The sequence below is a fragment of the Flavobacterium ovatum genome (assembly GCF_040703125.1).
Lineage (GTDB): Bacteria > Bacteroidota > Bacteroidia > Flavobacteriales > Flavobacteriaceae > Flavobacterium > Flavobacterium ovatum.
In genome coordinates this window covers 2740261-2755595 of record NZ_CP160035.1, presented here as the reverse complement: position 1 = coordinate 2755595, position 15335 = coordinate 2740261, and the positions used below count along the sequence as shown (strand labels likewise).

Genomic DNA, 15335 nt, shown 5'->3' with positions numbered 1-15335 from the left:
TTGAATTTATAAAAAATATATAATGCAGCATCTTACTCATTGGGACATCCTTTTAGGCAATCAAGTAGCCAAAAAAGATTTTATTGACAAAATCATTTCTGGACAAGCCGAAGGAGAATTAGAACCATTCAATACTAAAAAAGGAATTCTATTTTCAGACTTATCAATAGAAAAATTTATCGAAAAAGAATACATATACCAATCTGTTGAAGCTGCTCCAGAAATGCATCGCCAACTACGAACCTTTTCATCTGGTGAACGTAAAAAAGCTTTTTTAAAATACTGTATCAACCGGAATCCTGACTTTATAATTCTCGATAATCCTTTGGATCATTTGGATTTTGCTTCTAGAAAAGAATTACATATTCATCTAGAAGACTTAGCCCATAACATCATTTTGATTCAGCTAGTGAATCGTTCAGCCGATTTATTACCATTTATAAAGAACAAACGACAAATCAATGATCATTCACTTGATTTGAACCCTTTGACAGCCGTTTCAAATACACATTATCTTACATTAAAAGCAATTCCTAAACCCATCGAGCAGATAGATTGTCCTAATCCTGTTTTAATACAGATGAACAATCTAAAAGTGAGTTACAACGAAAAACCTATCTTAAACAACATCAATTGGACAATTAAAAAAGGGGAATTTTGGCAACTCATTGGTCCAAATGGTTCGGGAAAAAGTACTATACTTTCTTTGATTACAGGCGACAACCCAAAAGGGTACGGACAAGATTTGTATTTATTTGGAAAAAAGAAAGGCAGTGGCGAAAGTATTTGGGACATTAAGAAAAAAATCGGGCAATTTTCGTCATCAATGATCGAAATGTTTCAAAAAAGACATAGTGTAGAACAAATGATTCTCTCTGGTTTTTTCGATTCAGTTGGTCTTTATAATATCCCAAGTAGTTTGCAAATAAAAAAAATGAATGAATGGCTTGATTTTCTTAACATGCAACAAGCAAAGAAAACACCATTTATCCTTCTTTCGGTAGGGCAACAACGTGTGATAATGATTATTCGCGCTGTATTAAAACATCCTCCTTTATTGATTCTAGACGAACCAACAGAAGGTTTGGATGATGAAAACGTAGCTTTGGTTACTCAACTTATTTCACATTTAGCCAAAGAAACCACTATAGCAATTATTTTTGTTTCTCATCGCGTTGAAAAATTATTAGCACCTAATTCCATTTTCGAATTAACCCCAAAAGCCACAGGTTCTGAAGGGGAAATTAGAATACAAAACTAGTTTCCTATCTTTGCTTTTTATTGAAAAAATAAACCTCATGAACATCAAACTTCTTGCTATTGGCAAAACAGATAATAAAGCACTTCAATCACTAATTGACGATTACACTAAGCGTTTGTCTTTTTACATCAAATTTGATTTAGAAGTGATTCCCGATATCAAAAATGTAAAAAACTTGTCTGAAAGCCAACAAAAAGAAAAAGAAGGCGAATTAATTTTATCCAAAATTACCCCTACCGACCAACTCATTTTATTAGATGAAAATGGAAAAACCTTCTCGAGTGTCGCTTTTTCCGAAGATTTGCAAAAAAAAATGAATTCTGGTGTCAAAACCCTAGTTTTTGTAATTGGTGGTCCTTACGGTTTTTCAGATACGGTTTATGTCAAAGCAAAAGGCAAAATTTCGCTTTCGCTAATGACCTTCTCTCACCAAATGGTGCGTTTGTTTTTTATCGAACAATTGTACCGTGGCTTTACGATTTTGAAAAATGAACCGTATCATCACCAGTAGAATTAGTTTTCAGTAGCATTTATCCGTTTACAGTCACGGTTATCAGTTCTCAGTTGCTGTTTACGTTTTTGACTTTTGATTACTGATTTTCATCAATAGAATCGGTCTTTAGACCGATTGAAATATTCCCAAATGAAAAAGGCTTTAGCCAAAACCCTGAAAGTTTTCGGATAAAGCCTTTATAATATTCTTTTATAATCATCGAGCTAAAGCTCGACGCAATTGAATTAATCCATCTTAGAAAATATATTCTTGATTAGTACCTTTAAAATCCTCTATTAGAATTTTATCTTGAATATATTCACCATAGGACATATTCTTGTCGAATAGCAAAACAACATCAGGCATAATTTCAAACTTAATTTTACTAAATTCTGTTATCAAATCTGTTTTCTTTACTTCAACACCATTTAGAAAAATAAAATCGTTTCCTTTTCGAAAGTGAAAAACTAATTTATCTTTATTTGGTTTGCCAACGGTATAAAATACTTTTGTAAACGAAATAAACGCCATGTTTTTTCCAATGGTATCTGCGTAAGCATAGTAATTTTCGGCTTTTTCGTTTTTGTGAGCTTTCTCTTTTCGTTTTTTATCTTGTAACTTCATCACCTCCGGAATGACTAATTTCAACGGTAAACGAGCATCTATATTCAATATCCAATTGGTGGAAATAATACTGTTTTTTCGATTGACTTCTGCCAAAGTATCTTTGTCCTTGGTTCTAAAAAAAATATAGATTGGCGAATGGTCTTGAACATCATTTACAATCGTTTTGGCTGCTTTTGGCAACATTATATTTTCTTCTTTTCCACAAGAAAAAAGCATTAGTGCTACTAGTAAACTTAAATATTTCATCATTTATGAATTTAATTTATTCCACAATTTAACGGTTTCTACCGCTTCTTTAACGTCATGAACTCGCAAAATTTTTGCGCCTTTGGTTAATGCCATTGTATTTAAAACGGTTGTTCCATTCAAAGCTTCTTCTGGGCTATTTTCTAATGTTTTATATATCATAGATTTTCTTGAAACTCCTGTCAACAAAGGCAATTCTAACATTTGAAACAAGTCTAGTTTTTGAAGTACTTCAAAGTTTTGTTCCAAGGTTTTGGCAAATCCAAATCCAGGATCTACAATCAAATTGTTTATACCAAGACTTCTAGCTTGATTCACTCTTTCGGAGAAATAGAACAACATTTCTTTGACAATATCATTATATTGAGTCAAGGATTGCATCGTTTGTGGCGTTCCTTTCATGTGCATCATGATATAAGGTACATTATAATGAGCAACGGTTTCTAACATTTTAACATCTAATTTTCCTGCTGAGATATCATTGATTATAGCAGCCCCACTTTCGATACAAATTTTAGCTACTTGACTTCTGAACGTATCAATCGAAAGTAACGTTTCTGGAAAATGTTTTAAAATCAATTCGACCACAGGAACAATCCGACTGATTTCTTCTTGTTCTGAAACAAATTCAGCATTGGGTTTACTGGAATAAGCTCCAATATCAATGAAAGTAGCCCCATCAGTAAGCATTTTTGCTACTTGTAAAAGTAGAGTGTTTTTCTCCTTATACTTTCCACCATCAAAAAATGAATTAGGTGTTACATTTAGAATCCCCATTACTTTGGGTGTATTCAAATCGATTAATTGTCCTTTGCAGTTTATTGTCATTTACAAAATTGTTTAAAGTTTTTTTGTTTAAAGTTATTCACATAAATCTTGAAATTATTTGAATTTTTCAGTGTAAAAAATCAGGTTTAAAAGATTAAACTTTATCTACCAAAAACTTTAAACCTGAAACTTTAAACCTGAAACTTATTCCTTTTAAATTTTATCCTTATTTTTGATGAAATTTTAGACAAATATACATCAATAATGAAGAATACTTCTCAGGAATATGATCAGGTTATGGCAATTTGCCGCGACTTATTTACCAAGAAAATGAAAGATTACGGAAGTGCATGGCGCATATTGAGATTGCCATCACTTACTGACCAAATATTTATCAAAGCCCAACGTATTCGCAGTTTACAAGAAAACGAAGTGCGCAAAGTAGACGAAGATGAAACAGGAGAATTCATCGGAATCATCAATTATTCCCTTATGGCTTTAATTCAATTGGAATTGGGAGTTGTGGATCAACCCGATTTAGACCTAGAAAAAGCAACCGAATTATACGATGCAAAAGCATTATTAACCAAAGAATTAATGGAAGCTAAAAACCATGATTATGGGGAAGCTTGGCGTGAAATGCGAGTGAGTTCTTTGACCGATTTGATTTTACAAAAACTTTTGCGTGTCAAACAAATTGAAGACAATAAAGGAAAAACATTGGTTTCTGAAGGAATTGACGCTAACTATCAAGACATGCTAAACTATTCTGTTTTTGCATTAATACTAATGGGATTCAAAAAATAATGAAAAATATACTTACACAATTTTCGAGACTATTTGTTGGCCTTTTATTCATAATATCTGGATTAATCAAATTGAATGATCCACTAGGATTCTCTTATAAACTAGCGGAATATTTTAGCGAACCCGTCTTTAACATGCCGTTCTTTGTTCCGTACGCTTTGGTAATTGCTTTGTTTATAGTAATTCTAGAAGTGGTTTTAGGCGTCTTTTTATTAATTGGTTATAAATCCAAATGGACGATTTGGATTTTATTGGTTATGATTGTCAAGTTTTCCTTCCTTACCTTCTACTCTGCATACTTTAATGTGGTAAAAGACTGCGGATGTTTTGGAGATGCTTTGCACTTAACCCCTTGGGAATCGTTTACTAAAGATATTGTTTTATTAGTCTTTATTTTGATTTTGACATTCAATCAAAAATTAGTAAAACCATTATTTAGACCAAAAACTCAAACATTTTTGGCTTTAAGTAGTTTTGTAGCATCAGGATTTTTGGGGTATTATGTATTGAATCATTTACCTGTAATAGATTTTAGACCGTACCAAGTAGGTACCAACATCCAAAAAGGAATGGAGATTCCAGAAGACGCACCAAAATCGGTTGTGGAAATGATTTTTATCTACAAAGTAAACGGTGTGGACACTGAATTTACTGATAAAGATTTGATGAACATCCCTGAAGGCGCTATTTTTGTAGACAGAAAAGATAAAGTTATAACAGAAGGTTACATTCCTCCAATTCATGATTTTGCGATGATGAAGGATGGTTCTGATTACAAGGAAGAATTTCTTGCACAACCTAAACTTATGATTTTTGTGGCTTACGATTTGCCAAATGCTTCTCCTGAAGGAATGAATGAGCTAAAAACTTTGACAACTGAAGCGAAAGCAAAAGGATACAAAGTTATTGGAATGACAGCCTCTACTCCGGAACAGATTGTAAACACTCAAAAACAATATGCTTTTGACTTTGACTTTTACTTCTGTGATGCTATAACCTTAAAAACCATTGAAAGAGCTAATCCTAGTATTGTAATTTTGAATCAAGGAACAATTATTCAAAAAGTACATTATAACGATATCTCTAATTTGAAATTATAGATTCCAAAAGTAAATAGGTTTACTTATGATAAATATTCAATAGTCAAACAAACTATTACGTTTTCATAATCAAATCAACAGAAATTTATTGATTTTACGATAAAAAAGCAACCAAAAAGGGGATTTTGAATGCTTTTAATAGGGCAATCTTTCTACTTTAATTAACTTAGCAAAAATTTAATTCATTTGAAAAAAATAATATCACTTTTCATATTAGTCTTTGTTTTTATAGCTTGTTCCAAAAATCATTCGGAAAAAACCAGTTTTTCTAAGGAAGCTTTAACCGAAACTTTATTGACACGTGAAGGAAATCAAGTTTCATTTGAGTCCATTGTAAAAGAGAACCAAGGTAAAACAACGGTTATCGAAATTTGGGCTTCTTGGTGTGGCGATTGTATTCAGGCAATACCAAAACTAAAAGAGTTGCAAGCCAATCATCCAGATGTAAACTATGTATTTATATCGATGGACAAATCTGATACTGCTTGGCAAAACGGAATTGAGAAACACCAATTAAACGGTGCGCACTATATGGCTAACGACCAAATGAAAGGGGAATTTGCAAAAGCGATTGACGTAGATTGGATTCCAAGATATATCGTCATAGATAAAACTGGTAAAATCGCTTTGTATCATGCCATCGAAACCGATTTTGATCAAATAAATAAAACAATTACTGAACTAAAATAAAAATTTAAAATCTAACAAAACAGAATAAAATGAGAAAGAAAATTGTAGCTGGAAACTGGAAAATGCATAAAAATGCAGCACAAACTGCTGAATTATTAAACGAATTAGTTGCTAAATTACCTGCAAGCACAACTGCTCAAGTAATTGTAGCACCTACATTTGTAAACTTGGCGGCAGCTGTAACTCAATTGGAAGGAAAAGGAATCACTGTAGCTGCTCAAAACCTACATCAAGCTGAAGGTGGTGCATTCACAGGAGAAATCACTGCAGATATGCTAACAAGCGTTGGAGTAAACACAGTAATTTTAGGTCACTCTGAACGTAGAGCTATCTTTAACGAAACTGACGCTGTAATTGCTGAGAAAGTAAATACTGCTTTGAAACATGACATGACCGTAATTTTTTGTTTTGGTGAAGAATTGAAAGATCGTCAAGACAAACAACACTTTAATATAGTTGAAAACCAATTGCGTGATGGTTTGTTCCAAATCGAAAAAGCATCTTGGTCAAAAATCGTTTTAGCTTACGAGCCAGTTTGGGCTATTGGTACAGGTGAAACTGCCTCTCCAGAACAAGCACAAGAAATGCACGAATTTATCAGAGAAACAGTTCTCAAATCATTTGGAGCTGATATTGCTGAAGAAGTATCGATCCTTTACGGTGGTAGTGTAAAACCAGAAAATGCTGTTGAAATTTTCTCTAAACCAGATGTGGACGGTGGTCTTATCGGTGGAGCTGCTTTGAAAGCAGATGATTTCTTAGCTATTGTAAAAGCAGCTGTATAAATTTTTTTGATTACAAAATACTTAAAAGCGGTAAAACTAAGTTTTACCGCTTTTTTTTTGTGTTTTAAAGTAATGGTAGATTGATTAGTAAATAAATATTTTTTTTTTACAAATTTATCAAATAGAAGAATTAATTACGAAAAATAAACCGAAGACTGCAAAAATGAAAACTCAAAAATCGAGAAAAAATCGATTATTATGAAAATGGAACTTTTATCAACTATGGATGGTTTTTACCCTGGAGATAACAAATTAACCTTTTCTAATTCTAAAACTACAGTTTACTATTAAAAAAAACTGCCGGTAACTGCTAAGACCTCCTTGATTTTCAAAAGTTGTTGCGCTAAACTAATTGACTTACAAAAACTTAAAAAAAGGCTAATCATGTAGATTAGCCTTGTGTAGTATTATTTATTGATTGAAATTATTTTCTCCAATAAGCTGACCATTCTTTTGTTTTTTCTTTTCCTAGAATTCCACTTAATTTAGGATAAGTTGCTTTTGCTAATTCCCTCATTTTAGCCTTTTGGTCTTCTTTACTTAGCTTCATTGCTACGATTTCCTTTGCCTTAACATTTCTTTCTTTGTTAACTTCTTGAAGTTTATGTACAGTTTCTTTTGGAAGATTCAGTGTTTTTACTGCGTCATTAAAACTTTTTTTCTGTTGTGCATTGATACTTAAAGATAAAAACAGGACAAATAAAAGGGTTACAATTTTTTTCATTTAACTTTTTTTTGATTACTAATATTTCAAACTTAACAAAAAACAACCGTAAATCCAACCAAAAACGCTATTAAATCTTTTTTTTACCTCCTAAAAAAGAGAAAAAATCAATATTTTAAGAAAAAAAGATATTTCAGAAATTATTCTTTAATGTTACAATTAGGTGGTACCATAATTACTAAATAAATTAATGTTTCCTTGGTTATCAATCAAAAGTAGTATCAAAAAATAAATACTTTTTATGGTTTATGCAAAAACGATAAAAGAGAAATACTACCTTTGCAAAAAAAATAAAATGTCAAATATTTATATCGGATACCATTTTACTGTAGAGCCTAAAGAATTAGGGTCTGAAATTCTGATTGCAGAATTAGGAGAAACTGCTTTTGAAAGTTTTACAGAAACAGAAACTGGAATATCTGCCTTTGTACAAAAAGATTTGTGGGACGAAGCAATATTGGAAAATATCCAAATTTTGCAATCGGAAGAGTTTAAAATCAATTATTCTTTTGAGGAAATCGAACAAGTAAACTGGAATGAAGAATGGGAAAAGAATTTTGAAGCTATAGATGTAGATGGAAATTGCCACGTACGCGCACCTTTTCACCCAAAAACAGATGCCGAATTTGATATTATAATCGAGCCAAAAATGAGTTTTGGTACAGGTCATCATGAAACGACTCATATGATGATTCAGCATTTACTAGAAACAGATGTTACGGGATTAAAAACACTTGACATGGGTTGTGGAACTGCAATTTTAGCAATTCTTGCAGAAATGAAAGGTGCACAACCTATTGATGCTATTGATATTGACAACTGGTGTTACCTGAACTCAATTGAAAATGCAGAACGTAACAATTGTGAACACATCACTGTTTATGAAGGCGAAGCTTCATTATTGAAAGATAAAAAATACGACTTCATTATTGCCAATATTAATCGCAATATTTTGTTGAACGATATGCAGGCGTATGTAGATTGTTTAAATCCTAAAGGAACGCTGTTGTTAAGTGGCTTCTATACCGAAGACATTCCCTTTATCGATGCTTCTTGTACTGAAAAAGGCTTAACTTATGTTAAAAAGTTCGAAAGAAACAACTGGGTATCATTAAAATACGTAAATTAGAGTTAGCTATTTTATCAATCACAAGTACAAAACCACAAAAAAATGAGTACTAAAGAAAAAATAAGAGAGAAAGTCAGTGTTAAAGAAATCCCGACTTTAAACAATGAAATAGTTGTTTATAATGACGATGTAAATACATTTGATCATGTTATTGATACATTGATTCGAGTATGTGAGCATAGTCCGGAACAAGCCGAACAATGTTCGTTAATCGTACATTATAACGGTAAATGTACTGTAAAAACAGGTCCATTAAAGAAATTAAAACCACAATGCTTGCAATTATTAGAAGCAGGTATTAGTGCAGAGATTATTTAAAAACTACTTTTCTATTCAAACAAAAAGCATTCTCAAAATTTGAGAATGCTTTTTTGTTTTGATTACTGATTACGAACTGGATTTTGCGTGAGAGATAGCAGAGAAAAGCCCACAAATAAGTGTAGCGATAGCGGAACTTGTTGAGGACTTGTAACGAATAGCTCGACCCGGTTTTTTCGGCGGGGCACGCCTAAAATAATATTATTGTTACTTTACATTATAGATTAATCTGGCAATTTGTCCTTGATGACACCGTACAAATAGGTTCCCAACATGGCTCCTATTAAAACGATTATAATAGTATAAAATCCAGCACCAAGTAAGATAAAAATAGGTCCTGGACAAGAACCTACCAGTCCCCAACCTAGTCCAAAAATTAAACCACCAATCCAAAATCGGTAATTTCCTTTTTCTTTATTCGGAATTTCGATAGACAAACCATCAATGTCTTTGATGTTATTGCGCTTGATTAATTGTATTCCAATGGCACCTGTTACAATTGCTACTGAAATAATACCGTACATGTGAAAGGATTGAAAGTGAAACATTTCATAAATTCGATACCAAGAAACAGCTTCTGATTTTGTTAAAACGATTCCAAATACAAAACCAACAACTATATATTTTAATATATTCATAATCTTAAAAAATTAAAGGGAATAAAAGGTGTACCATGATGAGACCACCGATGAAGAAACCGATAACGGCTTTCAAAGACGGAAGTTGCATATTGCTCAAACCTGAAATTGCATGTCCAGAGGTACAACCGCCGGCATATCGAGCACCAAAACCGATTAGGATTCCACCAATTAATAAAATAGCTATGTTTATTGGGTCTTGGAAGGTCTGATTACCAAAAAGTGCTTCGGGAACTAAACGTCCGTTTGGTGCATCAATACCTAATTGTGCTAAAGCATCGATAGTTTTGGGATTAATAGCAACATTCGAAGGATCACTCATCAAATTTACCGCTACATATCCTCCTAGCATAGCTCCTAGAACGACTAACAAATTCCAACGTTTTGATTTCCAATCAAAATCAAAATAACTTACATTTTTTCCAGCTCCCATTATTGCGCACATCGAGCGCAAGTTGGAAGACATTCCAAATGATTTACCGAAATACAATAAACTTAACATAATCATTCCAATTATAAAACCAGAAACATACCAAGGCCAAGTTTGAAAAAATACATTCATATTAATTATTTTAGTGTGCAAATATAGGTTGTTTTTAACGATTCGAAATAAGATCTGTTCTTCATTACTCTTAATGGATGTGAATTAATTAAATTTATAACTGACATGAATCAATAAAATTAAAGTTCTCATTATATTTGTAGTAAAAAATAGTAATCCATTTTTACTCTTTGTATGAGGCTTTCCAATATGAAAAAAACATTTATTACACTCGCTTTCTCACTGGCAATAGCCTCTTGTGTGAGTACAAAATCTACTTTAAAAAATGTAGATGACAATGCTCCAACACCACAATTAGGTTCGTACAATACCTTTATCATATCTGAATATAGTAAAGATAAAAAGTACGGTTACGAGGAAGATTACCCTGTAAATGTATTTTTTATGAATACCTATAACGATACCATCAATGCGGTACGTTTCCTTAATGCATTGGCAGGGCCTAAGGGAGAACAAATAAGCTATTCCAAGCTAGAAAGTTGTTGCCCTTTCCCTACTAAAAGAAGTGGTATGGGAGCTGGTTTTCTTGATGTATACGAGTTGAAATGGGAAGGACAAAAAAAACCTATTCAGCTGTATATGAATATTTATGAAAAAGGTTATTTGATGGTTCCTGTAGGCCTTTCGATAAAAAAATAAAGACAACTAAAATAAACGTTAATTCTATAAGTGAAAAGTTTAAATCCAAGTACCTTTGCACTTTAAAAAAAAACCCATTATGAACATAGAAAAAATTGCTCAAATCAAACATACCGATAGCGGAAACTTCTTTTTATTGGCTGGTCCTTGTGCCATTGAAGGAGAAGAAATGGCTATGAGAATTGCTGAAAAATTAATAGGTATTACCGATAAATTGGAAATTCCTTTTGTATTTAAAGGATCTTTTAAAAAGGCTAACCGTTCTAGAATTGACAGTTTTTCGGGTATTGGAGATGAAAAAGCATTGAAAATTCTAAGAAAAATATCAGAAACTTTTCATGTTCCTACCGTTACAGACATTCATACAAATGAAGATGCTGAAATGGCTGCTCAATACGTGGATATTTTACAAATCCCAGCATTCCTAGTTCGCCAAACAGATTTAGTTGTTGCTGCTGCAAATACTGGAAGAACAGTCAACTTGAAAAAAGGACAATTTATGAGTCCTGAAAGCATGAAACATGCTGTGCAAAAAGTATTGGATTGTAACAATCAAAATGTAATGGTTACTGATAGAGGAACCATGTTTGGTTACCAAGACATGATCGTAGATTATAGAGGAATACCTACTATGCAACAATACGCAACCACTGTACTTGATGTAACACACTCATTACAACAACCCAATCAAACTGCTGGTGTAACTGGAGGAAGACCAGATATGATTGAAACCGTTGCTAAAGCTGGAATTGCTGTAGGTGTTGATGGGATTTTTATTGAAACTCATTTTGATCCAGCTAATGCTAAAAGTGATGGAGCCAATATGCTACACTTAGACTATTTTGAAGCATTGATGACTAAATTAGTCGCTATTAGAAAAACTATTAATTCATTTTAATTATATCACATTGAAAAATAGTATTACTTGCTTTTGTTTACTAGGACTTTTGTTTATCAATACCTTAAGTGCTCAGGATCAAATTAAATTACAGGAAAAATATACTGCTCATAACAAAGGCAAATTCTTTGTCTCATGGGGAGGAAATAGAGAAAGTTACAGCAAATCAGATGTAACATTTAAAGGTAAAGATTATAATTTCACGATAGATAATATGACCGCTCATGACAAACCAAAAGGTTGGCATGTTGATTATATTAATCCTGCAAGTATGACAATTCCTCAAACTAATTTTCGTTTAGGCTATTTTTTTAATGATCATTATAGTGTAACCATTGGCGTTGACCACATGAAATATGTAATGACACAAAATCAAACAGCCAATGTTAGTGGTGAAATTCATCTACCAAGTTCAGAAATTGGTTCTGTACATAATGGTGTTTACAACAATATCCCAGTTGATTTTACAAACGAAACATTTTTAACCTACGAACATACAGATGGATTAAATTATGTTCATACTGAGGTTTCTCGATTTGATGATATTTCCAAAATATTTAAAATTGGAAATACTGATAAAATTCAAATTAATCTAACAGAAGGTATTGGTTTTGGATTATTATACCCAAAAACCAATACAAAAATATTAGGTAAAGACCGTCATGACGATTTTCATGTTTCTGGTTTTGGAACTTCAATCAAAGCGGGACTGAATATTACTTTTTTCAAACATTTTTATATACAAGGTGAATTAAAAGGTGGATACATTAATATGCAGGATATCCGTACTACAATAAACACTGAAGATAGTGCATCTCAAGAGTTTTTCTTTTTTCAAAGAATTATTGCTTTAGGGGGCATCTTTAGAATTTAATCGATTCTTACTCAAACACAACAGTTTTAAATAAATATTCCTAATAATAACCATAAGCATGTTTTTTTATATGATAATTAGCTGTAATTTAGTGGTGTTGTATTAATAGTAATAGAATACATTATTTGAAATATCAACTAGTGTATTCTATTATTTTTCTTAAAAAACTAGACAGTTGGTAAAATTATCATATAAATAATACCACGATCATTAGGAACATTCAACTTACTTTAAAAATAATCATTTTATAAATAAGCAATCTGAAAGCAAATATGCTTTTATTGAAAAAATTATAGAGAATGAGGATGAGAAAAATGATGCGCATTATTAATAATGCATCAAACAACAATTTTAACGCAGACGCTAAATTTGAAGATTTTTTTAATCATTCACTAGATTTGTTATGCATTGCTGGATATGATGGGTATTTTAAAAAAATTAATCCTGCTGTTTGTAAATTACTCGAATATTCGAAAGATGAATTATTATCAAGGCCTATCAATGATTTTGTTTATCATGAAGACAAAACTCAAACTAAATCAGCTAGAAACTCACTTAGGGAAAGAAATCCTTTAATCGATTTTGAAAATCGATACCAAACTAAAAGCGGTAAACTGGTATGGTTACTTTGGACTTCAACCCCTTTAGAAAATGAAAAATTAATTTACGCTGTTGGTAAAAACATTACTTATAAAAAGAAACTTGAGGAAGAACGCAATTATCATTTAGCAAAACTTACTCAAATCAATAATGACTTTAAACAATTAACTTATACTGCAACACACGATTTAAGATCGCCTGTGAATAATTTAATTTCAATATTTGAGTTGCTAGATACTAATAAAATAAAAGACCCTGATACTTTAGAGTACATTTCTATTATAAAAGAAACTTCTCACAATTTACGAGATTCATTAAATGAATACATATCTATTTTTAATGAGCGAAATAAAAGTAGTGCTTCACTTGAATATCTAAATTTAGAAGAAGTATTAGAAGAAGTACTTTATTCAATTAGTTCACTAATTTCTAATTCAAAAACTACGATCAATATTGATTTTTCTGAACTTGAAAATATTAGTTTTAATAAAATATATTTAAAAAGCGTTTTTTTAAATTTGATTACAAACTCTATTAAATACTCAAAACCTGATGTTTTACCTATTATATCTATTTATACTAAAATGATTGATGGTCAAAAGCAATTAATTATTACGGATAATGGCATTGGTTTTAATATGAAAAAAGTCGGAAATAAAATTTTCGGCTTACATCAAAAGTTTAGCAACAATACAGATAGCAATGGTATTGGACTTTATTTAGTTTATAACCATATCAATAATCTGGGGGGTAAAATTAATGTTGACAGTAAATTAAATGAAGGCGCAAAATTTACCATAACCTTTAGAGACTAAACTTTATTGCTATCGTTTAATCTATATTTAGGACTCTAAAATGTTATTCAATCTATTAACAATTAAGCTTCTAAATTTATGATGTCATTAACTGAGAAACCAAACCTATCCAGTAAAAAATACTCTACACTTGAAGTCCTGCAATATATTGTACTATTATCTTTAGTATTGTATTTTGGAAAGTTACTTTTTATTCCATTAAGCTTTTCATTATTGATTTCTTTTATACTTTATCCAATATGCAAAAGGATGGAAAAAATAGGAATTAACAAAGTTATTGCCATATGTATTACATTATCCAGCATTTTTATAATTACTGTTAGTCTCTTTTACCTACTATTTTTACAATTATATGAATTTTCAAATGAATGGGATACCTTCAAAATAAAACTTCTGGAAACAATTAATCAATTGAGTTTCTATATGACCGATTATTTCAAAATTAGCCATGAAGAACAAATCCTTTTTATAAAAAATGCTATTAATAACTCTGGAAATCAAACCTTTTCATTAATTCAGAATATGGTCTATTCCTTTTCAGAATCATTATTTTATTTAATAATTATCCCTATATTTTCTGGATTGATTTTGTATTATCGTTCCTTGTTAGTTAAAGCTCTGTTTCATTTATTTCCAACCAATAAAAAAGAAACCATTTATGAAATCCTAATCGAAACAATAAATGCCTATTATAATTTCATTAAAGGTATGGCATTAGTTTATCTTATTGTGGGTACATTGAATAGTATTGGTCTGGCAATAATTGGCATCCCACACCCTATCATGTTTGGGTTTATTGCTTCAATATTAACTTTCATCCCTTATGTTGGAATATTGATTTCCGCCTTATTACCAATTGCAATTTCTTGGATTACTTATAATTCCATTTTATATCCTATAGCTGTAATTATTGTTTTTACTTTTGTTCAATTGTTAGAGGCTTATATTATTTTCCCATATGCTGTAGGAAGACGTTTAAAAATAAACACACTAGTAATTCTTATTATGATAAGTGCCGGTGGCATCTTATGGGGAGCAGCTGGAATGATTCTTTTTATACCCTTTATTAGTATCGTAAAACTTATTGCTGAACGAACAGATTCCCTAAAAACATTAGCTATTTTGTTAGGAGATGGTAATGAAAACAAAGGAGATAAAAAGGCTCTATAATTCCCGTTTTTCTCTTAGCGTTCATGAAAAATATTTTACAAAACTAGGTGCCTTTTGGATTTTATAGCATTATTTTGCTACTTTAGTAAAATAATGGATTTTCATATCTAATTATTTATTGAACAATACCCAAACACTAATCAATTAGTCTATTACAATAAACTAAAACAATATACATTAAATTAATAGCA

General features: G+C 31.3%; 18 protein-coding genes. 13 read left to right on the top strand and 5 right to left on the bottom strand.

Annotation, left to right across the window (positions count from 1 at the left end; translation table 11 throughout):
* Positions 1-22: 22 nt before the first annotated feature.
* Positions 23-1261, top strand: a complete 1239-nt coding sequence (locus tag ABZP37_RS11590) for an ATP-binding cassette domain-containing protein (RefSeq protein ID WP_366183169.1) — start codon at positions 23-25, stop codon at positions 1259-1261.
* A gap of 37 nt (positions 1262-1298) precedes the next feature.
* A complete protein-coding gene (gene rlmH / locus ABZP37_RS11585) occupies positions 1299-1772 on the top strand; it encodes a 23S rRNA (pseudouridine(1915)-N(3))-methyltransferase RlmH (protein WP_366183168.1) in 474 nt (157 codons plus the stop codon).
* A 237-nt stretch (positions 1773-2009) separates the two neighbouring features.
* Here the strand turns inward: rlmH and ABZP37_RS11580 are convergent, their stop codons facing one another.
* Positions 2010-2630, bottom strand: coding sequence for a hypothetical protein (locus ABZP37_RS11580; RefSeq protein ID WP_366183166.1), 621 nt, complete (start codon positions 2628-2630; stop codon positions 2010-2012).
* Entirely contained in the window at positions 2631-3455 is an 825-nt protein-coding gene (gene folP / locus ABZP37_RS11575) for a dihydropteroate synthase (RefSeq protein WP_366183164.1), read from the bottom strand.
* A 204-nt stretch (positions 3456-3659) separates the two neighbouring features.
* Here folP and ABZP37_RS11570 point away from each other — a divergent pair, with 204 nt between their 5' ends.
* From ABZP37_RS11570 to tpiA, 4 genes are all read left to right on the top strand, one after another.
* Positions 3660-4202 (top strand): DUF1599 domain-containing protein, encoded by a 543-nt coding sequence (locus tag ABZP37_RS11570; protein WP_366183163.1) that lies wholly within the window; start codon positions 3660-3662, stop codon positions 4200-4202.
* Complete coding sequence (locus ABZP37_RS11565; RefSeq protein WP_366183161.1) at positions 4202-5302, top strand: BT_3928 family protein; 1101 nt, start codon at positions 4202-4204, stop codon at positions 5300-5302. The genes ABZP37_RS11570 and ABZP37_RS11565 overlap by 1 nt, the downstream gene beginning before the upstream one ends.
* Before the next feature lie 186 nt (positions 5303-5488).
* The gene (locus ABZP37_RS11560) at positions 5489-5992 is read left to right on the top strand and encodes a TlpA disulfide reductase family protein (RefSeq protein WP_366183159.1); all 504 of its coding nucleotides are present in this window, start codon (positions 5489-5491) and stop codon (positions 5990-5992) included.
* A gap of 29 nt (positions 5993-6021) precedes the next feature.
* The gene (gene tpiA, locus ABZP37_RS11555; RefSeq protein ID WP_366183157.1) at positions 6022-6777 is read left to right on the top strand and encodes a triose-phosphate isomerase; all 756 of its coding nucleotides are present in this window, start codon (positions 6022-6024) and stop codon (positions 6775-6777) included.
* 424 nt (positions 6778-7201) lie between these two features.
* Here the strand turns inward: tpiA and ABZP37_RS11550 are convergent, their stop codons facing one another.
* Positions 7202-7501 (bottom strand): hypothetical protein, encoded by a 300-nt coding sequence (locus tag ABZP37_RS11550; RefSeq protein ID WP_366183155.1) that lies wholly within the window; start codon positions 7499-7501, stop codon positions 7202-7204.
* A 295-nt stretch (positions 7502-7796) separates the two neighbouring features.
* Here ABZP37_RS11550 and prmA point away from each other — a divergent pair, with 295 nt between their 5' ends.
* Both prmA and ABZP37_RS11540 read left to right on the top strand, forming a co-directional pair.
* Positions 7797-8630 carry a 50S ribosomal protein L11 methyltransferase gene (prmA, locus tag ABZP37_RS11545; RefSeq protein ID WP_366183154.1) on the top strand — a complete coding sequence of 278 codons (834 nt, stop codon included), beginning with the start codon at positions 7797-7799 and terminating at the stop codon, positions 8628-8630.
* 42 nt (positions 8631-8672) lie between these two features.
* Entirely contained in the window at positions 8673-8948 is a 276-nt protein-coding gene (locus tag ABZP37_RS11540; RefSeq protein ID WP_366183152.1) for an ATP-dependent Clp protease adaptor ClpS, read from the top strand.
* Between the two features lie 224 nt (positions 8949-9172).
* Here the strand turns inward: ABZP37_RS11540 and ABZP37_RS11535 are convergent, their stop codons facing one another.
* Together ABZP37_RS11535 and ABZP37_RS11530 are read right to left on the bottom strand one after the other, a co-directional pair.
* Positions 9173-9586: a DUF6691 family protein gene (locus ABZP37_RS11535; RefSeq protein ID WP_366183150.1), complete on the bottom strand. Its 414-nt coding sequence runs from the start codon at positions 9584-9586 to the stop codon at positions 9173-9175.
* 4 nt (positions 9587-9590) lie between these two features.
* Positions 9591-10148: a YeeE/YedE thiosulfate transporter family protein gene (locus ABZP37_RS11530; protein WP_366183149.1), complete on the bottom strand. Its 558-nt coding sequence runs from the start codon at positions 10146-10148 to the stop codon at positions 9591-9593.
* 189 nt (positions 10149-10337) lie between these two features.
* Here ABZP37_RS11530 and ABZP37_RS11525 point away from each other — a divergent pair, with 189 nt between their 5' ends.
* From ABZP37_RS11525 to ABZP37_RS11505, 5 genes are all read left to right on the top strand, one after another.
* Positions 10338-10787 (top strand): 2-dehydro-3-deoxyphosphooctonate aldolase, encoded by a 450-nt coding sequence (locus tag ABZP37_RS11525; protein WP_366183148.1) that lies wholly within the window; start codon positions 10338-10340, stop codon positions 10785-10787.
* A 79-nt stretch (positions 10788-10866) separates the two neighbouring features.
* The gene (gene kdsA, locus ABZP37_RS11520) at positions 10867-11685 is read left to right on the top strand and encodes a 3-deoxy-8-phosphooctulonate synthase (protein WP_366183147.1); all 819 of its coding nucleotides are present in this window, start codon (positions 10867-10869) and stop codon (positions 11683-11685) included.
* 10 nt (positions 11686-11695) lie between these two features.
* Positions 11696-12559: a hypothetical protein gene (locus ABZP37_RS11515; RefSeq protein ID WP_366183145.1), complete on the top strand. Its 864-nt coding sequence runs from the start codon at positions 11696-11698 to the stop codon at positions 12557-12559.
* Positions 12560-12858: 299 nt separating this feature from the next.
* On the top strand, positions 12859-13974 hold the full coding sequence (locus ABZP37_RS11510) for a PAS domain-containing sensor histidine kinase (RefSeq protein ID WP_366183144.1): 1116 nt from the start codon (positions 12859-12861) through the stop codon (positions 13972-13974).
* Positions 13975-14052: 78 nt separating this feature from the next.
* Positions 14053-15144 carry an AI-2E family transporter gene (locus ABZP37_RS11505; RefSeq protein WP_366183142.1) on the top strand — a complete coding sequence of 364 codons (1092 nt, stop codon included), beginning with the start codon at positions 14053-14055 and terminating at the stop codon, positions 15142-15144.
* Positions 15145-15335: the final 191 nt, after the last annotated feature.